This is a genomic window from Peptococcus simiae, from assembly GCF_046097595.1.
In the GTDB taxonomy this organism is placed as follows: Bacteria; Bacillota; Peptococcia; order Peptococcales; family Peptococcaceae; genus Peptococcus; species Peptococcus simiae.
On sequence record NZ_JBJUVG010000012.1, the window covers coordinates 24073 to 46868 of the forward strand.

Annotated in this window: 21 protein-coding genes and 1 tRNA gene; 18 read left to right on the forward strand and 4 right to left on the reverse strand. The window is 56.3% G+C overall.

Going from position 1 to position 22796, the window contains the following annotated elements; genetic code table 11:
• Positions 1 to 55: 55 nt before the first annotated feature.
• The 7 genes from ACKQTC_RS07730 (at position 56) to ACKQTC_RS07760 (ending at position 7427) form a co-directional block, all read left to right on the forward strand.
• Positions 56 to 1255, forward strand: a complete 1200-nt coding sequence (locus ACKQTC_RS07730) for a phosphoglycerate kinase (protein WP_408977871.1) — start codon at positions 56 to 58, stop codon at positions 1253 to 1255.
• Positions 1252 to 2010, forward strand: coding sequence for a triose-phosphate isomerase (gene tpiA, locus ACKQTC_RS07735; protein WP_408977872.1), 759 nt, complete (start codon positions 1252 to 1254; stop codon positions 2008 to 2010). Before ACKQTC_RS07730 ends, tpiA begins: the two co-directional genes overlap by 4 nt.
• Positions 2003 to 3532, forward strand: coding sequence for a 2,3-bisphosphoglycerate-independent phosphoglycerate mutase (gpmI, locus tag ACKQTC_RS07740; protein ID WP_408977873.1), 1530 nt, complete (start codon positions 2003 to 2005; stop codon positions 3530 to 3532). Before tpiA ends, gpmI begins: the two co-directional genes overlap by 8 nt.
• Positions 3525 to 4808 (forward strand): phosphopyruvate hydratase, encoded by a 1284-nt coding sequence (gene eno, locus ACKQTC_RS07745; protein WP_408977874.1) that lies wholly within the window; start codon positions 3525 to 3527, stop codon positions 4806 to 4808. The genes gpmI and eno overlap by 8 nt, the downstream gene beginning before the upstream one ends.
• A gap of 183 nt (positions 4809 to 4991) precedes the next feature.
• A complete protein-coding gene (secG, locus tag ACKQTC_RS07750) occupies positions 4992 to 5213 on the forward strand; it encodes a preprotein translocase subunit SecG (protein WP_408977875.1) in 222 nt (73 codons plus the stop codon).
• Positions 5214 to 5371: 158 nt separating this feature from the next.
• Positions 5372 to 6979, forward strand: a complete 1608-nt coding sequence (locus ACKQTC_RS07755; protein WP_408977903.1) for a CTP synthase — start codon at positions 5372 to 5374, stop codon at positions 6977 to 6979.
• Between the two features lie 124 nt (positions 6980 to 7103).
• The gene (locus tag ACKQTC_RS07760; RefSeq protein ID WP_408977876.1) at positions 7104 to 7427 is read left to right on the forward strand and encodes a hypothetical protein; all 324 of its coding nucleotides are present in this window, start codon (positions 7104 to 7106) and stop codon (positions 7425 to 7427) included.
• Between the two features lie 181 nt (positions 7428 to 7608).
• On the opposite strand, the gene ACKQTC_RS07765 is transcribed toward ACKQTC_RS07760, so the two are convergent.
• Positions 7609 to 8496, reverse strand: a complete 888-nt coding sequence (locus tag ACKQTC_RS07765) for an ROK family protein (protein ID WP_408977877.1) — start codon at positions 8494 to 8496, stop codon at positions 7609 to 7611.
• 176 nt (positions 8497 to 8672) lie between these two features.
• On the opposite strand from ACKQTC_RS07765, the gene ACKQTC_RS07770 reads away from it, so the two are divergent.
• The 9 genes from ACKQTC_RS07770 to ACKQTC_RS07810 all read left to right on the forward strand — a co-directional run bounded on the left by ACKQTC_RS07770 (position 8673) and on the right by ACKQTC_RS07810 (position 18608).
• Entirely contained in the window at positions 8673 to 9137 is a 465-nt protein-coding gene (locus tag ACKQTC_RS07770; RefSeq protein ID WP_408977878.1) for a hypothetical protein, read from the forward strand.
• Positions 9134 to 9484, forward strand: a complete 351-nt coding sequence (locus ACKQTC_RS07775; protein WP_408977879.1) for a PadR family transcriptional regulator — start codon at positions 9134 to 9136, stop codon at positions 9482 to 9484. The genes ACKQTC_RS07770 and ACKQTC_RS07775 overlap by 4 nt, the downstream gene beginning before the upstream one ends.
• Positions 9450 to 10430, forward strand: a complete 981-nt coding sequence (locus ACKQTC_RS07780) for a DUF1700 domain-containing protein (protein WP_408977880.1) — start codon at positions 9450 to 9452, stop codon at positions 10428 to 10430. Before ACKQTC_RS07775 ends, ACKQTC_RS07780 begins: the two co-directional genes overlap by 35 nt.
• Positions 10427 to 10996: a hypothetical protein gene (locus tag ACKQTC_RS07785; RefSeq protein WP_408977881.1), complete on the forward strand. Its 570-nt coding sequence runs from the start codon at positions 10427 to 10429 to the stop codon at positions 10994 to 10996. The genes ACKQTC_RS07780 and ACKQTC_RS07785 overlap by 4 nt, the downstream gene beginning before the upstream one ends.
• Before the next feature lie 78 nt (positions 10997 to 11074).
• Positions 11075 to 11836 carry a TraX family protein gene (locus ACKQTC_RS07790; protein WP_408977882.1) on the forward strand — a complete coding sequence of 254 codons (762 nt, stop codon included), beginning with the start codon at positions 11075 to 11077 and terminating at the stop codon, positions 11834 to 11836.
• A 99-nt stretch (positions 11837 to 11935) separates the two neighbouring features.
• Positions 11936 to 12652 (forward strand): ribonuclease III, encoded by a 717-nt coding sequence (gene rnc, locus ACKQTC_RS07795; protein ID WP_408977883.1) that lies wholly within the window; start codon positions 11936 to 11938, stop codon positions 12650 to 12652.
• Positions 12653 to 12669: 17 nt separating this feature from the next.
• Entirely contained in the window at positions 12670 to 16218 is a 3549-nt protein-coding gene (gene smc, locus ACKQTC_RS07800; RefSeq protein ID WP_408977884.1) for a chromosome segregation protein SMC, read from the forward strand.
• A gap of 145 nt (positions 16219 to 16363) precedes the next feature.
• Positions 16364 to 17326 (forward strand): signal recognition particle-docking protein FtsY, encoded by a 963-nt coding sequence (ftsY, locus tag ACKQTC_RS07805; protein WP_408977904.1) that lies wholly within the window; start codon positions 16364 to 16366, stop codon positions 17324 to 17326.
• Positions 17319 to 18608, forward strand: coding sequence for an amidohydrolase (locus tag ACKQTC_RS07810; RefSeq protein ID WP_408977885.1), 1290 nt, complete (start codon positions 17319 to 17321; stop codon positions 18606 to 18608). Before ftsY ends, ACKQTC_RS07810 begins: the two co-directional genes overlap by 8 nt.
• Positions 18609 to 18688: 80 nt before the next feature.
• Here the strand turns inward: ACKQTC_RS07810 and ACKQTC_RS07815 are convergent, their stop codons facing one another.
• Positions 18689 to 19921 carry an NAD(P)/FAD-dependent oxidoreductase gene (locus tag ACKQTC_RS07815; RefSeq protein WP_408977886.1) on the reverse strand — a complete coding sequence of 411 codons (1233 nt, stop codon included), beginning with the start codon at positions 19919 to 19921 and terminating at the stop codon, positions 18689 to 18691.
• Between the two features lie 217 nt (positions 19922 to 20138).
• Here ACKQTC_RS07815 and ACKQTC_RS07820 point away from each other — a divergent pair, with 217 nt between their 5' ends.
• Positions 20139 to 20768 carry a DUF1836 domain-containing protein gene (locus ACKQTC_RS07820; protein WP_408977887.1) on the forward strand — a complete coding sequence of 210 codons (630 nt, stop codon included), beginning with the start codon at positions 20139 to 20141 and terminating at the stop codon, positions 20766 to 20768.
• A 7-nt stretch (positions 20769 to 20775) separates the two neighbouring features.
• A complete protein-coding gene (locus ACKQTC_RS07825; protein ID WP_408977888.1) occupies positions 20776 to 21645 on the forward strand; it encodes a DegV family protein in 870 nt (289 codons plus the stop codon).
• A 582-nt stretch (positions 21646 to 22227) separates the two neighbouring features.
• On the opposite strand, the gene ACKQTC_RS07830 is transcribed toward ACKQTC_RS07825, so the two are convergent.
• Positions 22228 to 22314, reverse strand: a tRNA-Ser gene (locus ACKQTC_RS07830).
• Positions 22315 to 22321: 7 nt separating this feature from the next.
• Complete coding sequence (gene tadA / locus ACKQTC_RS07835) at positions 22322 to 22774, reverse strand: tRNA adenosine(34) deaminase TadA (RefSeq protein ID WP_408977889.1); 453 nt, start codon at positions 22772 to 22774, stop codon at positions 22322 to 22324.
• Positions 22775 to 22796 lie beyond the last annotated feature (22 nt).

The window sequence follows — 22796 nt, forward strand, 5'->3', positions numbered from 1 at the left end:
TAATGACCTATCCATGCGTATAATAAAGGTAAATATGACGCACAAGGAGGCAAACATGGGTAAAAAAACGCTAGAAGATTACGATGTAGCTGGTAAACGGGTGCTCTTACGGGTGGACTTCAATGTCCCTCTGGATAAGGAAACCGGGGCCATCAGCAATGATGAGCGGATCCAGGCCGCCCTGCCGACCATCCGCTATTTGCTGGACCATGAGGCCCGGCTGATTATTATGAGCCACTTGGGCCGGCCCAAGGGCCAGGTGGTCGACAGCCTGCGGCTGGACCCGGTGGCCGACCGGTTATCGGCCCTCCTGGGCCAACCGGTGGCCAAGGCAGACGATTGCATTGGCGAGCTGGCTGAAAAGGCCGTCGCTGACCTACAACCGGGCCAGGCCCTCCTTTTGGAAAATGTCCGCTTCCATCCGGAAGAAGAAAAGAACAGCCTTGAATTTGTGAAAAAATTGGCTGCCCTGGGGGATATCTTCGTGAACGATGCCTTCGGGACCGCCCACCGGGCCCATGCCTCGACGGAGGGGGTTGGCCACTTTTTACCGGCCGTTGCCGGCTACCTGATGAAAAAAGAAATTTCCGCCCTGGCCCGGGCCGGCAAGCGGCCGGTCCGCCCCTATGTGGCCATTATTGGCGGGGCGAAAATCTCCGATAAAATTTTAGTCATTGAAGAGCTTATGAAAATTGCCGATAAGGTCATTATCGGTGGGGGAATGGCCAATACCTTCTTGGCCGCCCAGGGCTATGATATGCAGGCCTCCCTGGTCGAAACAGATAAGATTGACCTGGCCAAGGGCCTTTTAGACCAACAGGCCGAAACCGGCAAGGCCTTCTTACTGCCGACAGATGTGGTCGTAGCGAAGAGCCTGGATGATGCCGAAGGGACCGTCAAAAAGGTGGACGACCTGGCCGCCGGGGATATGGCCCTGGATATTGGGCCGGCCACCCGGGACCTTTATGTCAAGGCCCTGGAAGGGGCCCAGACCATTTTCTGGAACGGCCCCATGGGGGTCTTTGAAAAAGAAGCCTTTGCCCAGGGGACCAATGCCCTGGCTCAAGGGGTGGCCGATAGCGCGGGTTACACCATTATTGGCGGGGGCGACTCCGTCGCTGCTGTGGCCCAAGCCGGCCTTAGTGAACAAATCGATCATATTTCCACCGGTGGCGGGGCCTCCCTGGTCTTCTTAGAAGGACGGATGCTCCCCGGTTTAGCGGTATTGGAAGAACGGGAGGATGAGCCGGTATGAGAAAGCTACTCATTATGGCCAACTGGAAGATGAATAAGACCGCAGGCGAGGCGGTGGCCTTTTTTGACAGCCTACCGGCCCTGCCTGCAGAAGTGGATACGGCCGTTTTTGCCCCGCTGACAGCCCTGGATGCCCTATCCAAGGCGCCCTTGGCCGGGGTTGGCCTGGGGGCTCAGAACTTTCATCCAGCAGCTGCCGGTGCCTTTACCGGTGAGGTCAGCCTGGCCATGCTGGCCCCCTTTGGTGTCCGCTATGTCTTAACCGGCCATTCGGAACGCCGGGACTTATTTAAGGAATCAGATGCCTTTGTGGCAGAAAAATACTGGGCAGCAGCGGATTACGGCATGATGCCCGTCCTTTGTGTTGGCGAAAGCATGGCCATCCGGGAGGCCGGCGGGGCTGAAGCCCACACCCGGGCCCAGCTGGATGCAGTCTTTGGGGACATGACCGGCAGGGTCCTCCCCAAGGAAGTCATCATTGCCTATGAACCGATTTGGGCCATTGGCACCGGCCTCACCGCGACAGCGGAAGATGCCGAGGCCATGTGTGCCAGCCTCCGGGCTCATTTAGCCGACCGCCTGGGTAAGGACGTGGCCGCCCAGGCCCGGATCCTTTACGGGGGCAGTGTGAAACCGGATAACTGTGCAGCCCTTTTTGCCCAGGAAAATATTGACGGTGGCTTGATTGGCGGGGCCTCTTTGGAGCCGGCCAGCTTTGCCGCCCTTGTCGAGAAGGGGTGTGCCAGCTGTGGCTAAACCGGTGGTCCTCTGTATCTTAGACGGCTGGGGCCTGGCCCCGGCAGGGCCGACCAATGCGGCCAGCCAAGCCCGGACCCCTCACCTGGATGACCTCTTTGCGACAGTGCCCCATACCCAGTTGGAAGCCTCCGGCGAAGCCGTTGGTCTGCCGGCGGGACAAATGGGGAATTCAGAAGTCGGCCACTTGAATTTAGGGGCTGGCCGGGTGGTCTACCAGGACCTGGTCCGGATCAGCCGGGCCATCCAAGACGGCAGTTTTTTCAGGCAGCCGGCCCTGGCCTCCCTGGCAGACCGGCTCAAGGCCAACGGCGGGACCCTCCACCTGATGGGGCTCCTATCGGATGGGGGCGTCCACTCCCATAACAGCCACCTCTACGCCCTCCTGGCCTGGGCCAAGGACCAGGGGCTCAGCCAGGTGGCGGTCCATGTCATTACCGATGGCCGGGATGTGCCGCCGGATTCGGGCCTGGCCTATGTCCAGGACCTGGAATCGGAAATCGCCCGCCAGGGCCTTGGCCGGATTGCCTCGGTCAGTGGTCGCTATTATGCCATGGACCGGGACAACCGCTGGGACCGGGTCCAGAAGGCCTGGGCGGTAGTGGTCCAGGCTCAGGGGCGGACCGCTAATGATGCGGTGGCCTGTGTCCAGGCTTCCTATGACGAAGGGGTGACGGATGAATTTATCCTGCCCACGGTTATCGGCCCCGGCCGGCCCATAGCCGATGGAGACGGGGTCATCTTCTTTAACTTCCGGGCCGACCGGGCCCGGGAATTTTGCCAGGCCTTGGTCAAGGAGGACTTTTCCGGCTTTGACCGCGGCAGCCATCCCCAGGTGACCCTCCGGACCTTGACCGAATATGAAGCCGGCCTGGTGCCCGCAGAAGACATCGTCTATCCGCCGGAAAGCATTGAGAATACCCTGGGGGCCTGGCTGGCCAAGCAGGGCAAAAACCAGCTCCGGACGGCGGAAACGGAAAAATATGCCCATGTCACCTTTTTCTTTAACGGAGGGGTGGAAGAAGCCAACCCCGGCGAAGACCGGCGGCTGGTGCCCTCGCCGAAGGTGGCCACCTACGACCTGGCCCCGGAAATGAGTGCCGCCGCTGTGGCCGATGGGGTCGTCCAGGCCCTAGAAGCCGGCGACAAGGACTTTATCCTGGTGAACTTTGCCAACCCGGACATGGTCGGCCATACCGGCCAGCTGCCGGCTGCCATCCAGGCCATGGAGGCCGTTGACCAGGCTCTAGGCCGGATTTTACAGGCCCTGGCCCATACCGACGGGGCCATGCTCATCTGTGCTGACCATGGCAACTGCGAAAAGATGCAGGATGAAAGTGGCAAGCCGGTGACCAGCCACACCACCAACCCGGTGCCCTTATTACTCGTTCAGGGCCGGGGGAGGACCCTCCGTCCGGGGGCCCTCTGTGATATTGCCCCGACCCTTTTAGATTTAATGGATTGTCCGCAACCGTCGGAAATGACCGGTTGCTCTTTACTGGAAGGAGACCAGCATGCATAAAATTAAAAGCATTATTGCCCGGGAAATCCTCGATTCCCGTGCCAATCCGACGGTTGAAGTAGATGTATGGACCGATACCGGCTTTATGGGCCGGGCGGCCGTCCCCTCCGGGGCCTCAACCGGGGCCTTTGAAGCCGTTGAACTGCGGGATGGCGACAAGGGCCGTTACCTGGGCAAGGGCGTCCAACAGGCTGTGGCCAATGTCAACGACAGCCTGGCCCCGGCCCTCCTGGGCATGGACGTCTGTCGGCAAAATGAACTGGACACCAAGCTCCTCGCCCTAGATGGGACCGATAACAAGGGGGCCTGTGGGGCCAATGCTCTTCTGGGCGTTTCCCTGGCCTGCGCCAAGGCAGCTGCCGCCGCCAATGGCCTGTCCCTCTACCGGTATATCGGCGGGGCCAATGCCCATGTCATGCCGGCCCCGATGATGAATATCTTAAACGGGGGCAAGCATGCCGATAATAACGTCGACATCCAGGAATTTATGATTATGCCCCTGGGGGCGCCCAGCTTTAAAGAAGCCCTTCGGATGGGGTCGGAAATTTACCATGCCCTGAAAAACGTCCTCAGCAGCCGGGGGCTAGCCACTGCTGTTGGCGACGAAGGGGGCTTTGCCCCGAACCTGGCCTCCAATGAAGAAGCCCTCCAGGTCATCGTCGAAGCCATCAAGGAAGCCGGCTATGAACCGGGCAAGGACATCTTCCTGGCCCTGGATGTCGCCTCCTCCGAACTCTACAAGGACGGCAAGTATAACTTGGCCGGTGAAGGGACCAGTAAAACCGCCGGCGAAATGATTGATTTCTACGAAGGCCTCATCGACCGCTATCCCATCATTTCTATTGAAGACGGCTTAGACGAAGAAGACTGGGAAGGCTGGCAGCAGCTGACCGACCGGCTCGGCGACCGCCTGCAAATCGTCGGGGATGACCTTTTCGTTACCAATACCAAGCGGCTGGCCCGGGGTATTGAAAAAGGCGTCGGCAACAGCATCCTCATCAAGGTCAACCAAATCGGGACCCTGAGCGAAACCCTGGCCGCCATTGAAATGGCCGCCCGGGCCGGCTACACTAGCGTCATCTCCCACCGGTCCGGTGAAACGGAAGACGCCACTATTGCCGATATCGCTGTGGCTGTCAACGCCGGCCAAATCAAAACCGGCGCCCCCGCCCGCACCGACCGGGTTGCCAAGTACAACCAGCTCCTACGGATTGAAGAAGAACTGGGCGACAGCGCCGTCTACCTGGGCCGGGAAGGCTTTTTCAACTTAAAATAATTTTTTAATGACCGTTCGGCAGCCCGCCGGGCGGTTTTTTGCTGGCTGAAAGCCCCCAGCCGGAGGGGCCGGGCAGGCCTGGCGAGTGACGAATCCGGTCTTTTAGTCTTGTATATGGGGCGGGGTTATGGTATAATCATGTGTGTTATTTATGTAATACTGGGCGTAAGGAGGCTTTTACATATGTATCTAGCATTACAAGTGGTACAACTGATTTGTGCCCTTGGTGTTATTGCAACGGTCCTTTTACAGTCCGGCCGGAGCGCCGGCTTGTCCGGGTCTATTTCCGGTGGTGCTGAAACCTTTTTAGGTAAACGCGGCCTGGATGACCAGCTTGCAAAAGCATCAGCGGTCTTTTCCCTGCTCTTTATGGTACTGACCTTTAGCATGACCTTATTAAAATAAGTTTACTTAAGATGCCGGAAGGGTCTGTGACGCTTGACGTTACAGGCGGGTTCGGGTATTATTTTAAAGGGCACGGCCTGCCGCCCCGTTCAGGTGAATGGGGCGGTTTTTATATTATTTATAGTGGGCACCGTTAAGATAAATATGATGAGGAGGCAATTATGGCAAAATATATTTTTGTCACTGGGGGCGTGGTATCGTCCATCGGTAAAGGTATTGTGGCAGCATCTCTGGGCCGGTTGTTAAAGAACCGGGGGTTCAAGATTACCATTCAAAAGTTTGACCCCTATATAAACGTGGACCCGGGCACCATGAGTCCTTATCAGCATGGGGAAGTCTATGTCACTGATGACGGGTCTGAAACAGACTTGGACTTGGGCCATTACGAACGTTTTATTGATGTCCGCCTGAACAAGTATTCCAATGTGACCACCGGCAAAATTTATTCTGAAGTCCTTAAAAAAGAACGCCGGGGGGACTACCTGGGGGCAACGGTCCAGGTGATTCCACACATTACGGATATGCTCAAGGAAAAAATCATCCGGGCCGGGGAAACCACCGGGGCGGATATTGTCATTACCGAGGTTGGCGGTACTGTTGGGGATATTGAGTCGACGCCCTTTATTGAAGCCCTCCGACAGATGAAAAAGGATGTCGGTTCGGAAAATGTCTGCTACATCCACACAACCCTCATTCCCTACCTCAGTGCTGCCGGTGAAATGAAGACCAAGCCCACCCAGCACAGTGTCAAGGAGCTGCGGGGAATGGGGATTCAGCCGGATATCTTAGTGGTGCGGACCGAAAAGCCCATGCCGACCAGCATGCGGGCCAAGCTTTCCCTCTTCTGCGATGTCGATGAAGAGGCTGTTATTGAAAACAGGGACGTTGAGCACCTGTACGAAATGCCCCTCCAACTCCAGGCCCAGCACATGGACGATATTGTCCTGAAAAAGCTCAATACCACTGCGCCTCAGGCGGACATGGCCGATTGGGAGGCCCTTCTGAAACGGATTAAGGCCATTAAGGAAAGCGTCGACATTGCCCTGGTTGGGAAATATGTTGAGCTTCCGGATGCCTACCTGTCGGTAGTGGAGGCCCTCACCCACGCCGGTTATGAAAACAATGTTGAGGTGAAGGTCCACTGGGTTAATTCTGAAGAGCTGGAACATAAGCCGGCGCTCTTAGCCTCCCTGAAGGATATGGATGGCATCCTGGTGCCCGGCGGGTTTGGTGACCGGGGCATTGAAGGGAAGATTGACGCTATCCGCCTGGCCCGGGAAGGTCAGCTGCCCTTTATGGGCATTTGCCTGGGTATGCAGCTGGCCTGCGTGGAATTTGCCCGGAATGTTCTGGGCTGGGATGATGCCCAGAGTGCTGAATTTGATAAAAATACCCCTCATAATATCATCGACCTCATGGAGGACCAAACCCGGGTCGAAAATATGGGTGGGACCCAACGGTTAGGTCTCTATCCCTGCCGCCTGCAGGAAGGGAGCCTGGCTCGGCAGCTCTATGATGCCGAAGAAATCCAGGAACGTCACCGCCACCGGTATGAGTTCAATAACGATTTCCGCGACCGTCTCCAGGAAGCCGGCCTGCGCTTTTCCGGCACTTCTCCGGATGGCCGCCTGGTCGAAGTCATCGAACTCCCCGGCCACCCCTTCTTTGTGGCCAGCCAGTTTCATCCGGAATTTTTAAGCCGGCCGACCCATGCCCACCCGATTTTCCGCGGCTTTATTGCTGCCGCCAAAGACCAGCAAAAATAAAAGTAACCGCCACCGGGAAGGTGGCGGTTTTTATATAGGCCTTATTTATAGATTGGCTTAACCCTTGTCGGGGTATGTAAATATTTTGTATAATTTATGTAAACAGACCCTGAGGAGGCGAGGCATGGATACTGTTCTCTTAGAAAAAAATCGGGTATTGACCCACTTTATCAAGCAGCAGCATATTTCTGAAGAACTTTTCCTACAACGGATCCTGGTCCGCTACCGGGATGTCATCCGGTTGCACCCTGAAAAAATAAAAACAGTGCCGGGGGCCCGCTATAAAGGCCGCCTGATTTTTGAATTCAAGCTACCCTATGATGCCTTCCGCAGCTTCCGCATTGCCTTTATTAAGTGTGATGGGAACCTGGTGGTTATTTTTGCGTCAAATCAGATTAAGAAAAAAGAATTTACCAAGGAGCTGAAAAAAACCAGCCTGGTGGATTAAGGTCAGGGCCTACGAGGCCAGCGGTGCCTTTTCCTTTTCAGCCCTTGGTTCTGAACTGAATATCAAAAGAGGCTGTGTCAGAATGAAATCTCATTCCGGCACAGCCTCTTTTATTTTAAGGATCTTGTAAGCGTTAAGGGCCTGGCTGGAGCGGAAGAAGAGGGCCGGCGGCTCGCCTTGGTCAATCCTTAGCGGGAAAGTGCCCTTGGGCGGCCTCCCGGGCCAGGGCAAAGCAGCCGATGGTGGCGGCGTTGTCCTGCAAGGCCGGGCCCTGGATGTAGTCTTCCGGGGTTGGGGTTTTGATGTAACCGGCGGTCAGGCTTTCAAACTGGGCCCGGACCCGGTCGAGGAGGTGCCCCTGTTTCATGACGCCACCGCCGAGGATGATCATTTCCGGGGCCAGGATGAGGCTGGTATTGACCAGGGCCTGGGCCAGGTAGTAGGCTTCGATGTCCCAAAAGGGGTCATCGGCTGGGAGGTCGCTGGCCGGTCGTCCCATCCGGGCTGCGATGGCCGGCCCCGAGGCCAGGCCTTCCAGGCAGGTCTGATGGAAGGGACAGTGGCCCGGAAAGGCGTCGTCCGGGTGGACTTGAACCCGCATGTGGCCCATTTCCGGATGGCTCAGTCCCCCGATAAAGCGGCCGGCCTGGATGGCCCCGCCGCCAATGCCGGTACCGATGGTGTAGTAGACCAGGCTCCGGACCTGGCGGCCGGCGCCCAGGCTGTACTCCCCATAGGCTGCCGCATTGACATCGGTGGTCCAGGCTATGGGCAGCTGGAAGTGGGCTTTCAGCTGACCGAGAAAGTTGACCGACTGCCAGTTGGGCTTGGGGGTGGAGGTGATATAGCCGTAGCTGGGGGACTGGGGACAGGTATCAATGGGCCCAAAGGAGCCAATCCCAATGGCGGCCAGGTCTCCGGCATGCCCTTGTAAAAAGTGGATGACCCGGCCCAGGGTTTCGCCGGGTACAGTGGTCGGGAAGGTGAACTGGTCAAGCAGGCCTCCCTGGGCATCGCCGACCGAGCAGACAAACTTGGTGCCGCCGGCTTCAATGGCTGCATACGTCATGGCATCGCCTCTTTCTGGATAGTCTATTAAATTCTATTTTAGCACGCCGGCTGGAAAAAGAGGAGGGCATGAACTATTTTTTTTGTTTCAGTACTTGACAATGCTAGGTACATAGAATAACATGGTACTTGAAAAATGAAAGGTACTAAGAAAAAGAAGTACTAGGAGGGATAAGAATGCGTCGAAGGGTTTGGCTGGCCGGCTTGCTTGGCCTGGCCCTGCTTGTTGTTATTGCCGGCATTGGCCTCATGCAGGTCAAAGGGGCTACCGGGCTGCCGGCCCGGGACCAGGCTCGGGTCCTGGATGCCTGGGACCACCCAATCCTCCAGGCAGAGAACCAGACAGCCCGGACCTACCTGGCTGCTGTGACGGCCACAAGCCGGCAGACCGGGACTTGTGCCTTTGTCAAAAGGCCCAAGGACGCCCAGCTGCTCTACCGCTACCAGTTTAGCCACCAAGGCCATGTCCTGGGCAGGCGGGTCCTGTATTTTGACATTTATAGCAACTATCCCCTGGTAACCGTAGGTGGCCTTCCTTTTTTGAGAGACCTGACCTGGTCCCTGGATGACCGGACCTACAAGCAAATGAAGCAGCCGCGCCTATTTCTAAAAGGCGAGGGGCAAGGAGGTGACTCTATGTGAACAGTCAATTTAAAAAAGGCGTCTTAGAGCTGGTGGTATTAGCTGTCATTGCAGAAAAAGACCGGTATGGCTATGAAATCATTAACCTGGTGGAAGATGTGATGGATGTCAATGAAGGGACGATTTACCCCCTCTTGAAAAGGCTAACCAACGAGCACTACTTTGAGACCTACCTCAAGGAGTCAACAGAGGGACCACCGCGGAAGTACTACCGGTTAACGGCAGCCGGGGCCCTGCAATTGGGCCGGTTAAAAGAAGAATGGTTTTTGTTTACAGAACGGATTGAAAGATTTTTAAAGGAGGTCGAAGGTCGTGACCAAGGCAACCTTCCTAGCAAGGCTGAATAACCGCTTGCAGGTGCTGAATAAAAAAGAACGCGAAGATATTTTAAACGAATACGCTGGTCATATTGACATGAAGCTGGCAGAGGGGCTCACAGAGGACCAGGCCATTGCCGGTTTCGGTGATTTTGATGACCTGGTGGAGGGGCTTCTGGAAGCCTACCATGTGGACCCGGGCTTTGCTACAGAAGAGACGGATACCATTGGTGGCTTCATCAGACGCTTTGGCTACTTCCTGGAAGATACCCTGGATGCGCTCCTGAATTTAGACCGTCGGGCTGCCGGCCAGCTGATTGCCAAGGGGGTCATCCTCCTGGTCATTGTGCTGATTATTGCCGGCGGCTTGGAAACGCTCTTTTCCCCGCTCCGGGGCTACCTCTATGGCTATGAAAACAACCCCCTCGGGGCGGTCCTCATTAGCCTGACGGCGGTCGTTTTGGAACTTCTTAAACTGGCGGTGGCGATATATGCCGTCTATTTCTTGATCAAGCACTACCTCCTGCCGACCCTTGAAGAGACAGATGACCCGGTCGATGATTCGGCGCCGGCAGAGGGGGCGACTTCGCCGGGGCATCCAGCCGAACCGGCTGCTGTCAGGACAGAAAGAAGGAGCCACAGGAACCAGGCCGCCCGGGCCTCACAAGGGGCCGATAAGAATGACCCCCTCATCCGCCTGGCCTACTTCACCATCAAGGCCCTGGTCTTTATCTTTATCCTCCTGCCTGCCCTAGCGACCATGCTCAGCTTATTTGTGGTCGGGGTCCTGGCGATAGCCGGACTCGCTGTAGGCCTGCCCATTTGGGGGCCCACTCTCTTGGTCATTGGCATCGGCCTCTTATCCCTGGCCCTGGTCCTCCTCATCTGGCATGTCATTTATGCAGACCGTAAGTTTTCCGCTAAGCCGGTGGCTAAGACCAAGGCGCCGGCTGCTCAAGGGAGGGAAGGTCAATGAAAAGAAATATTCTTGTCATAACTGTGTTAGGTCTCCTGCTTTGTGTTGTCGGTGCCATCATGACCGTGGTACAATTGGCAGAGACCGAGTATGTATCGGAAGAAGAATACCGCCAGGCCCTGGGCTATGAGACTATGGAAAAGACCTTTACCCTGGATCCGGCCAAGGGGCCGGTGGTCATTAGTGACCGTTTGATGGATCAGTGCTACCTGGTGGTCGATAACCGGCTCAAGGACAATCAAGTCTATGTCAATGCCTGCTACCTACCCGGGAAGGGTGGCCGGCCCCTATTTGAAGTGAATGACAGTAACCGGCTGGACCTGGTCCAGGAGGGAGGGCTGGTCTTTACAGACGAGACCTCCCCCCGGGATGTTAAGGACCTGCTTTTTAAGGCCGGACAGCTCTATAAGGATAAGCGAATGATCGGTTCATTCACTGAGGGTACCCGGGTGGTTGTGAACCAGAAAAATTTTGACCGCATTAATGAGGCCTATTATGGGTCAGCCGCAGTCTATGAAGATGATGGCCTGGATGATGATGGAGAACAGGCAGTGGTTAACGCTTAGGGATTGAAAAAGTAAGAGGTGACAGCCTTGGAGGCACAAGGGGTTGAAGGAAGAAAGAGGGGCCTTAGCGGGTCTACATTGAAGATCATCGCTATGATTACCATGCTGATTGACCACATTGGTGCAGCGGTCATAGAGCGGGGCTTTTTATTTGACCGCCTCCATGCGGAGGGCATGCGGCTGAATTTCTCCATGATTCGAGATAACTTCAGCGCCCTGTCTCCGGCCCTCCAGCAGTCGCTGATGGCGGATGGGGTCCTCCGGCTCATTGGCCGGATTGCCTTCCCTATCTTCTGTTTCCTCCTGGTTGAAGGCTTTATCCATACCCGGTCCAAGGACCGGTATGCAGGCCGGCTCCTGCTTGTGGCCCTCTTGTCGGAGCTCCCCTTTGACTATGCCATCTATGGTGGGGAGAACATCTGGGGGGCCCAGAACGTCCTCTGGACCCTGCTCTTTGGCCTCTTAGGCTTATGGGCCTGGGAGGGGGTCCGGGACCTGTCCCGCCGTCATCTCAAGAGGGATGTCGGGGTCCTGGGCTTTCTGGCTGCGGTCCCCTTTATGGTCCTGGCGGAATTTTGTCACACAGACTATGGGGCCTTCGGGGTCATCCTCATTGCCATCCTCTACATCCCCCTGGCCGGCCAGGTCAAAAAGGCCCGGCTCGCCCAGAGCCTTTCCGGGGGCCTGTGCGTGGCCTTTGAGTTTACGGCACCCCTGGCCTTTGTTCTGACCTACTTCTATAATGGCAGGCGGGGCTTGGATATCAAGTGGCTCTTTTACTTCTTCTACCCGGTTCACCTGGCCATCCTCTACGGGGTCCGGGTCCTTTTTATCACATAAGTTCAGAGACAGGCTGCGGCCTGTCTCTTTTCCTTTTATTGTGGCGGGCTTTACGGTAAAATGGTAGCGATTATATCTATCGGCTAAGGGGGTTTATTGATGACAGACCAAAGGCAGGCGGCCCTGACGGATTTGGCGAAAAAGCTCAGTCCGGCGGCGCCCATTTCCTTAGACTTATTGCATAGGGCCCTGATCCATCCCTCCTATGTCCAGGAGCATGGGGGTGGGACCAACCAGCGCCTGGAATTTTTAGGCGATGCGGTGGTGGGATTGGTCATGGCCACTTATTTTTACCGGGAATACCCCGGTGATGATGAAGGTAAGCTGACCCAGCGCCGGGCCACCGTCGTCTGTGAAGAGGCGTTGGCCCAGGCAGCCGGCCGCCTGGGGATTGGCGACCTGATGCTCTTTGGCCGGGGGGAGAGTGCCCACGGTGGGGCCAGCCGGGCTTCAAACCTGGCTGATGCCATGGAGGCTGTTTGTGCAGCGGTGTATTTATCCGTTGGCTTGGCCCCTCTGGAAGACCTGCTGTGCCGGATCCTGGCTCCGGAACTCAAGAAGGTAGCGGCCGGCTATTACGGGGACTACAAGACCCGGTTACAGGAGTATGTCCAAAGTCACCACCAGGGCCAGATCAGCTACCGGCTCCTGGAAAGCCATGGGCCGGACCACGACAAGCATTTCAAGATGGAAGTCTGGGTCGATGACGAATGCCTTGGCACCGGCGAGGGCCGGTCCAAGAAAAATGCCGAACGGGCAGCAGCCTATGAGGCCCTGGTCCATTTTGGCCTGGAAGCTGAGACGGATGTGCTATAGGAGCATAAGGAGGCAGTTTGTACCTAAAACGATTAGAATTACAGGGGTTTAAATCCTTCGCCGATCGCACGGTATTTGAGTTTTCACCCGGGGTGTCTGCTATTGTCGGACCGAACGGCAGTGGCAAGTCCAATGTCGTGGATGCGGTCCGTTGGGTTTTAGGGGAGCAGAGCGCTAAAACCTTGCGGGGCGGCAAAATGGAGGATGTCATTTTCTCCGGCAGTCATGGCCGCAAACCGGTCGGTATGGCCAAGGTCACCCTTGTACTGGACAATAGCGACGGTGGCCTCCCCCTGGACTACCAGGAGGTGGCCGTTTCCCGGACCCTCTACCGGTCCGGCGAGAGCCGGTATGAAATCAACCGGCAGGAAACCCGTCTGCGGGATGTACACGAGCTCTTTATGGATACCGGCCTGGGTAAGGATGGCTTTTCCATCATTGGCCAGGGGAAGATTGACGATATCCTCTCCCTCCAGGCGGACGAACGGCGGGGGCTCATTGAAGAAGCCGCCGGCATCAGCAAGTATAAGTACCGGAAGCGAGAGGCCGAACGGCGGCTGCAGAGTACAGAAGGGGATATTGACCGGCTGGAGGATATTTTTTATGAGCTGGACAGCCGGCTACCGGGCCTGGCTGACCAGGCCGAGGCCGTCCAGACCTACCGGGCCCTGGATGAGAAGGAAAAGGCCCTCCACCTGGCCCAAGTGGTCAACCAGTATCAGTTGGCTGAAAAGGACCGGGAACCGGCCCTGGCCGCCCTGGCCGAGGCGGAAGATGCCTATGTAGCCAAGGTCAACGCCGTCCGGCAGGTGTCTACGGAAGAAGTGGAAGTCCGGACCCAGCGGTTGGTCCTGGCCGACCGGGTAGAGGCGGACAATGAACGCCACCTGGCCCTGGTTCAGGGCTATAACGAGGCCGAGCGGCAGCGGGCTCTTGCTGAAGAACGGCTGAAACAGTTAGCCTACCTGGCCGAGGAAGATGAAGCCAGCCTGGGCCAGGAAAGGGACCGGCTCCAGGCCGCTGAAGACCGCCTGGCAGCCCTTAGTGAAAAGAAAGCTGCCCTGCTGGCAACCTGTAACCGGCTCAAGGCAGACCTGGCCGGCTTTGACCGGGCCCTGTCCGACCGGCGCCGCCGGCAGCAGGAAGACAATCAGGCCTTGGAGGCCTTGGGCCAGGCCCAGTTCAAGCTCTTACGGGACCAGGCTGAGGCCCGAAACAACCTGGCCCGGCTGGAAGAACAAGCCCGGGCCGAAAGCATTCAGCAAAACCGTTATGAGGGGGCCATAGCGGCCCTGGCAGATAAAAAAGAAGACTTGGAGGCCCGGCTAGCTGAAGCCCAGTATCGGGCCGGCCAAGAAGAAGGGGCCTTGCAGGCCGCCCAAGAAGAGGCCCAGCGCCTGGACGAAGACCGGCACCGTCTGGCCCGGCAGGAGGAGGCTGCGGCCGCCAGCCTGGCCCAACTGAGCCGGGAGACCATCCAGGCCCAGAGCCGGCTCAAGGCCCTGGCCGACATGGAGGCCGCCGGCAGCGGCTATTATGGTGGGGTCCAGGCTGTCCTGAGAAATAAGGGCCAGTTCCCGGGGCTCATTGGCACGGTGGCCCAGCGGATCAGCTTTGATCCTCAGTATGCCCATGCCCTGGAAAGTGCCCTGGGGGGCGCTGCCCAGCATATTATCGCCAGCGATGACCAGGCCGCTCAAGGGGCCATCCAGTGGCTCAAGACCCATAAAAGCGGCCGGGCCACTTTCCTGCCGCGGAATACCGTCCATGGCCTGGCCCCGGGCAAGGCCATCGATGACGAGGCCTTTATCGGCTACGCCGTTGACCTGGTGACCTATGCCCCCGAAGATGAGGGCATTATGCGCCAGCTCCTCAGCCGGATTGCCATTGTTAAAAGCCTGCCGGATGCCGTCCGCCTGGCTAAGGCCGGCGGCTTCCGCCAGCGGCTGGTGACCCTGGAGGGGGATTTGGTCAGTCCGGGTGGGAGCCTGTCCGGCGGCCGGGGCAAGGGCCAGTCGGTCCTGAGCCGGACCGCCGAGCGGCTGGCCTTGAAGGACCGGCTCCAGGCCCTGGCCGGGGATGAAAAAGAGGCCCAGGTCAAGCTGGACCGGTGCCGGACAGAAGGAGCCCAGGTAAAAGAGGCCTTCCAGACCGTCCAGGCCCAGTTAACGGACTTGCGGCAAAGCCAGGCCCTTCATAAGCAGACCCTGGCCGGCCTGGCAAAAGAAGCCGAGGCCCTGGATCGGGAAGACCGGGTTCTAGCCCTGGATGGAGAGAGTCTGGCCACTGCTCGGCAAGACCGGGAGAAGGCCCATATAGAGGCCCAGGCCGCCCTGGAAAAGGCCCTGGACCAGTATGCAGCCAATGAGGCTCAAGAGGCTGCCCTGAAAGAAAAACTGGCTGCCGGCCATGGGGAAGATGACGACCTGACTGGCAAGCGCCAGCAGAGCCAGGTGGCCCTGGCCCAAGCCCAGGAAAGCCTGCGCCACCAGGTCGACCTCCTGGCCGAAGCTCAAGATCGACAGGCCAGCCTTCAAGCCGGCATCAACCGGCTGGAAGACCGGTGCCAGGGGCGGGCTGAAGAAAAAGGGGCCCTGGAAAGGAGCTTGGCCAAGAACCAGACCGCGGTCAAGGGGGGCAAAGAAGCCCTGGAAAGCCTGCAAAAGGCCCTCCTGGCAGACCGGGAAGCCCTCCAGGCCCTCCAGACCCGGGAGGCTGCTATGACCGAGACCTTGGCCCAAGCGACCAAGGACCGGGACCAGGCCAAGGCGGGCTATGACAAGGCCCTGGCCAAGATGACCGGGATCCAGGATAAAAGGGACCGGGCCGCTGCCGACCTGACCGCCAACTTTGACTGGGCCATGGATGAGGCCATCCAGGCAGCTGACCTGTCCCTCCTGGACCAGTATTCCAGCAGGGACTTGGCCCGTTGGCGGCGGGAAAAAGCCGCCATGGGACCCCTGAACTTTAACGCCCCCGAAGAGTACCAGGCCCTGCACGACCGAAGCCAGTTCCTCCGTCAGCAGCTGGATGACCTGGAAGGGGCTAAAAAACGCCTAATCAAGGTCATCAGCGAAATGGAAGAAGTCATGGCCGACCGGTTCGCCCAAACCTTCCATGCCTTAAATGACCGTTTTAACCGGATTTTCCAGCAAATCTTTTTAGGCGGCCAGGCCCGACTGTCCCTGTCCATGCCGGAAAATATGCTGGAAACCGGGGTGGATATTATGGCCCAGCCGCCCGGCAAGAGGGAGCGGACCCTGACCCTCCTATCCGGTGGGGAAAGGGCCATGACCGCCATCGCCCTCCTCTTTGCCCTCCTGGAAGTCCGGCCCAGCCCCTTCGTCATCCTGGACGAAATCGAAGCGGCCCTAGATGCGGCCAATGTCGAACGCTTTGCCCGCTTCATTGAAGCCTATGCCGAGGGGACACAATTTGTCATTATCAGCCACCGGCAGGGGACTATGGAGGCGGCTGAAAGCCTCTATGGGGTGACCATGGACAAGGATGGTATCAGCCGACTGGTGTCGGTACAAATAGACGATTACCTGGAAAAGGAGACCTGATATGGGATTATTTGACCGCTTTTTTAAATCTTCTGCGGATAAGGCTGCAGATAAGGATAAGTCTGCAGGTAAAGTAGCAACGACTGATAGCGAAGCCCTTAACCGAGAACTCAACCAGGGCCTGGCCAAGACCCGCCATGGTTTTATGGATAAATTATTTGGCATGATTTCCGGTAAGGAAATCGATGATGACTTATATGAAGAGCTGGAAGAGGCCCTGATTTCCGGGGATGTCGGCGTCCAAACAGCCCTGGACCTGGTTGAAAACTTACGGGAGCGGGAGCGGAAGGACAAGCTCAAGACCGCTGAAGACCTCCAAAAGGCCCTGGCCGAAGAGCTCCAGGCTCGGCTGGCCGCCCCGGAAGAGATCCTGGATGAAGTGCCCGGCGCCCTGAATATCATCCTGGTCGTCGGGGTCAACGGGGTCGGCAAGACGACCTCTATCGGGAAGATGGCCCACCTGCTCCAAAAGGAAGGCAAGCAGGTCCTCCTGGCTGCCGGGGACACCTTCCGGGCCGCCGCGGCCGACCAGCTGAAAATCTGGGGCGAGCGGGTCGGCTGTGGGGTCATTGCCCACCAGGAAGGGGCGGACCCTGCAGCGGTGGTTTTTGACGCCATTGCAGCTGCGAAAAGCCGGGGCATTGACTGGCTCATTATTGATACGGCCGGCCGGCTCCATAACAAGGTCAATCTGATGAACGAGCTCAATAAAATCCGCCGGATTATTGACCGGGAGGCCCCGGAAGCCCTCCGGGAAGTCCTCCTGGTCCTGGATGCTACCACCGGGCAGAATGCCCTTTCCCAGGCCAAGGCCTTTAGCGAAGCCACCGGCCTGACCGGGGTCATCCTGACCAAGCTTGACGGAACCGCCAAGGGTGGGGTGGTCATCGGAATCAATTCCGAGTATGACCTGCCGGTCAAGTTCGTTGGGGTTGGGGAGCAAATGGACCAGCTCCTCCCCTTTAGTGCAGATGACTTTGCCGAAGCCCTCTTTGCCGGGATCACAGACCTGGATCAAGACGCAAAAGAGGCTGAAGAAGGGGCAGAAGGGCCGACGGCAGAGGATGCGGACCTCTTTGAAGAAGAGGGGGCCAAGAGCCATGACTAAGGGCACCCTGCTTCAAAATGCCAGCTACCTAGCCGGGGATGGCCTGACGCCAACCCGGGGGGACATCCTCATCAAGGATGGAAAAATTGCCGGGCTGGGAGAGGGTCTTAACCCGGAAGCCGGCCTGGACCTTGTAGATGCCAGCCATTACCTGGTGACCCCGGGCTTTGTCAACACCCACAGCCATGCGGCCATGAGCCTCCTTAGGGGCTATGGAGGAGACCAGAACCTAAAGACCTGGCTTACCGAATATATTTGGCCGGTAGAGGCCAAGCTCACCGATGAAGACGTCTACTGGGGCACCCTGGTCAGCCTGGTTGAAATGCTGGCAGCCGGGGTGACGGTCATCGCCGATATGTATGACCATATGGATGCTGTGGCCCAGGCCTGCCTGGATGCCGGCATCCGGGCCAACCTCTCCCGGGGGATGATCGGCTTTAACGATGACGACCGTCATTCCCTCAAAGAAAATGACGCCCTCTATGACCGCTGGCACAATGCCGAAGGCGGGCGGATCAAGGTCTGGTACGGCCCCCATGCCACCAATACCTGCTCGCCCGACTACCTGGCGGAAGTGGCTGCCCATGCCCAGAACCGGGCAACCGGCATCCATATCCATGTCAGCGAGACCAAGGAAGAGTTTGACGAATTACAGGAAAAATACGGCCAGACCCCGGTGGCCCTGGCCCAGGCCGCCGGTCTCTTCAAGGGCCCCTGCCTAATTGCCCATGGGGTCTGGCTCACAGAGGAGGACAAGGCCATCCTGGCCGCCAATGACGTTGGCCTGGCCCATAACCCGGCCAGCAACATGAAGCTGGCCAGTGGCGCCTGCCCGGTCGCTGACCTCCGCCAGGCCGGGGTCAAGGTGGGCATCGGTACAGACGGGGCCTCTTCCAATAATGCTCAGTCTGTCCTGCGGGACGCCCAACTGGCCGCCCTCATGCAGAAGCTCACCCGTCTGGACCCGACCCTGGTCTCTGCCCAAGAGGCTCTGACCATGGCCACCATCGAAGGGGCCCAGGCCCTCCACTGGGATGAGGAAATCGGCAGCATCGCCGTCGGCAAGGCGGCTGACCTGGTCTGCTTTGATACAGACAAACCCTGGTGGATTCCCAACCATGAGCCGGCAGCCACCCTGATTTACGCCGCCCATTCGGATGACGTCGACCGGGTCTATGCCGCCGGCCAGCTGGTTTACCACCAGGGCGACTGGCCCCGGCTGGATACCGAGCGGATTTTTTACGAAGGCTGCAGCCGGGCGAAAAAACTTTTACAAGGCTAGTCGGAAGACGACCCGCCTAGCTATAAATAAAAAGACCTGCGCACGATTGAATCGTGCGCAGGTCTTTCTTGCTTTGATGATTAGAAGTTAATCAGCTTGAAGAGCCGGGTATTCTTGATGGCGTTGTAAAGGCCGGAAATTTTATAGTCGGTTAAGGTTTCGACAAACTTCTTCAGCCGCATGGAGAGGAAGCCGGTAATCGTAAACCCGTAGACAGAAGCCAGGCCGTGTCTAGCCCCTAGGGAGCAAACCGTACCGCTGTTTTTGAAGACAAAGTCATGGCGGGGACGGTGCGCCAGGGTCCGGGCAATGTTATCTGCCGTAGCGGTCCCCATTTGGGTAGCGATTTGAGCAGTGGTCCCTTCAGGACGGTCAGACCCCTTGGAAATAAAGGCGGCAACGTCACCGATGACAAAGATGTTTTCATGGCCCGGGACGGTTAAGTCCTGGTTAACCACCAAGCGGCCCCGTCTGACAGCATCCCCGAAGGTCTCCTTCATGATAGGGCTGCCGCTGACACCGCCGGTCCAAATCAAGGTATTGGCCTTGAATTCGTGTTCGCCGTTCTTATCCTTGAACTTAAAGCTGTTGGGGGTGGCTTCATTGATCATGGCATCCATGTAGAATTCAACGCCGCCGTCGGATAAGTAGTCCATGATGTACTGGGCCTGTTTATCCGTGAACATCGGTAAGAATTTTTTGTCGGCGCTGACGCAACGCAGGCTGACTAAGGATTGGCTGATCCCGTATTTTTTGCATAAGAGGGGGATACGGTCGACCATTTCCCCGAGTAATTCAACCCCGGTAAAACCGGAGCCCCCAACCAGGATGGATAGGTCAAGGGGGTCACGTTGTAAGGAATCGGTAAAGGCATATTCGCGGAAGCGGTCTTCGATGTGACGGGAAATGGCCTCACTTTGAATAAAGTTTTCAATATGGAAGGCATGTTCATCCATCCCTTTAATACCAAAGGTTTCCGTTACGAAGCCCAGGGCAATGACCAGGTAGTCATACGCTAAGTCTTCGGCAGAGGTGTGGACCACCTGGTTTTCAATATCGATGCTGATGACCTCAGCCTGGAGGACCCGGGCATGGGGTTCACGGACAACAGGCACCAAGTCATAAGAAACGTCCTGGGCCAGGGCGTTCCCTAAGGCAACCTCGTGCAGGGAGATATTATTGACATGGTAGCTTCGACGGTCAACCAGGGTAATCATAGCGTTACCCGGCTTTACCTTTTTCTGTAAACGGTGGGCAGTACATAAGCCGGCATATCCGGCACCTAAAATAACAATTTGTGGACGATTTCTCATTTGCTGGCCTTCTCTCATATGTATTTTAAATTGAAATGTAATAAAAAATAAAACAATAGAAATAAGTGTCTGTGTCTATTATAGACGAAATTTTAGAAAATTAAAAAATAATAAACTAGATAGAATCCTTTTAAAAAATTTATATAGTTTTTAAAACTAGATTGACTAATCATGCAAACGTGATATACTGATTATGGTTTTTAAATGGAGGGTAGTTATGTCTCAATTTGAAGATAAACTAAAGGCTTGGGGGCAGAGCCTTGAAGCGGTTCACCTGCCTCGCTGGGAAGAACTACCGGATTTTCAAATATATATGGATCAATTGGTGCCGCTCATCAATGAGCACTGCGCCTTCTTGAAAATCACTGAAGCGGATAAGCTGCTGACGCCGGCCATGATCAATAACTATGTGAAATTAAGAATTATCCCCAAGCCGGTGAAAAAGAGGTATAGCCGCATCCACCTGGCCTATCTTTTGGTTATCGTCTTGCTGAAGCCGGTTTTATCTATTCAGGATATTTCGGACGGCCTCAAGTTACAGGTGATGGCCTTTCGGGGAGACTACCAGGCGGCCTATAACCTTTTTTGCAAGCAGTATGAGCGCAGCCTCCACCATACCGGACGGCTGGCTCAGGGCAACCACGATAGCCGCCACATGATCGACAAACTCCCCACAGCCATGATGGGGATGCATATGGCTACCCTATCTGTGGCCAGCCAGCTTTTTGCTAAGGAAGTCCTCGCCATCCTCCATGAAAGTGGCGAGCCGCTTAGTCGGCGTGGAGAACGAAACCGGATGGGGCGGGCTCTCACTGAGGCCGGCCAGGACCAAGAACCAAGAAAGTAGGGAAAGTATGACAGCAAACAGCCAAATAGCCGTAGTCGTTGATACCGGATGCGATTTACCGGAAGCCTACCTGGAGCGGGCAGACGTTTTTGAATTGCCTTTCCACGTTATTTACGGCAATGAAGACCTTATCGCCAATCTGGATATTACCACTGATGACATTATTGCGCGGATGCCTGCAGAAATTCCGACCACTTCCCTGCCCAGTGGTGATGACATCACCCGGGTTTTTGATGCCATTCGAGCACGCGGCTTTAAACAAGTCATCGTGATCAATATTTCCGCCAACCTTTCCGGTACCCATAACATGGTGAACCTAATGGTTAAGGAGATGACCGACCTGGAAATCTTCACCTTTGACACGAAAAATATCGGTATCGGCGCCGGCTTTTTTGCCCTGGACGTCATCCACAAGATTGACGAAGGGGCCAGCTTTGAAGCCATCTGCCCCTACCTGGAAAGCCAACTTAAAAAGTCCAAGGTCTTCTTTTCTTTAGACACCCTGGAATACCTGAAAAAAGGGGGCCGGATTGGCCTGGTGGCCTCCTTATTCGGCACTGCCCTGCGGATTAAGCCGGTTATTTCCTGTAATGACGATGGGATCTACTATGTCGTAAAAAAAACACGGGGCAGACGCCAGTCCCTGACCCAAATTATTGAGCAGGTGCGCGAATTTTCCTTACAAAGCGACCACTACCTATCTGCCATCTGTAGCGCCGCTGATCCGGATGAAGAAGCCCAGGTCAAGGCTCAGATGGAGGAAGGCCTGACCCCGGTCAAACCCATGGTCGACGCCGTATTGGACCCGGCCCTAGCCGTTCATACAGGCCCCGGCCTCATCGGCGTAGGGGTCTACCATGTCGGTCAAATCGAGTAGATGATGAGATATTAAAAGCCAAGCCCCATAGTGCGTGGGGCTTGGCTTTTGTGCTGGGGTATGTTTATAAAGACGGAGATCTAATTTTTGGATTTTTCCTGCTAGGCTTCTACATCCACTGGTTGAGTGGCAGTGGCTTCTTGCTTATCTTGGTCAAAAGGCTTGTTCTTCACTGGCCTAACTCGCTTTGTAGGGAGCTCTTCGATACCTTTTTTCCTGTACTGCCTTCGTCAATTTGCTATTAGAGATGGATTGGTCAGTCTAAGTGCTAAGGCTAGATTTTGATAGCTACATTCACTGGTTTCATAACCTGTAATCGCTTCTGATACCTTTCGTTTGAATTTGTAATTATATTTTGCCATGCAAAACCCCTAATGTTGGATTTTCTAGGTTCAACTTTAGGGGCAATGCATTTATAGAATATTCATTTGTTTAATGCGGTGAAAGCCGTGGCAAGCTAATTTTGGTTCGAAAATGGTTCGGAATTTTGCTAACGGATGCAAATAGTTGGCAAATAGGGAAAATAAAAAAGGCTCAACCATCACGTTTTTGGCCATAGGTAAAGCCTGTAATTTAAACAAACGGAGAGTCAGGGATTCGAACCCTGGGTACCCTATCGGGTACACGACATTTCGAGTGTCGCACCTTCAACCGCTCGGACAACTCTCCAAAATACTTACCGGCGTTTCTCTTTAAAAAAACGACGCGTTAAGGCGGCACATGTTTCTTGCGCCAGGGGACCGACCACATGGACGTTGTGGGGGAAGCCGGGGAACTGAACCAGGTTTAGCCGGCTGCCGCAGGCGCCGGTTAAGGGTTCATCACAGCCGTAGTAGAGGGTGTGGATCCGGGCCATGACAAGGGCGCCGGCGCACATGGGGCAGGGTTCGTGGGTGACGTAGAGGTCACAGTCGTCCAGCTGCCAGCGGTTTAGGTGTTCACCTGCCCGGCGGAGGGCAATGATTTCCGCATGTCCAGTGGGGTCATGCTGGGCCTCTCGCAGGTTGTGCCCGCGTGCGATAATTTCACCCTTTCGGACGATGACACAGCCAACGGGGACATCGCCCTTTAAGGCGGCTTTTTCCGCTTCTTCTATGGCTGCACGTAAAAATTCCTGATGCTTTGTCATGGATAACCTCCCAAAAGCTCCG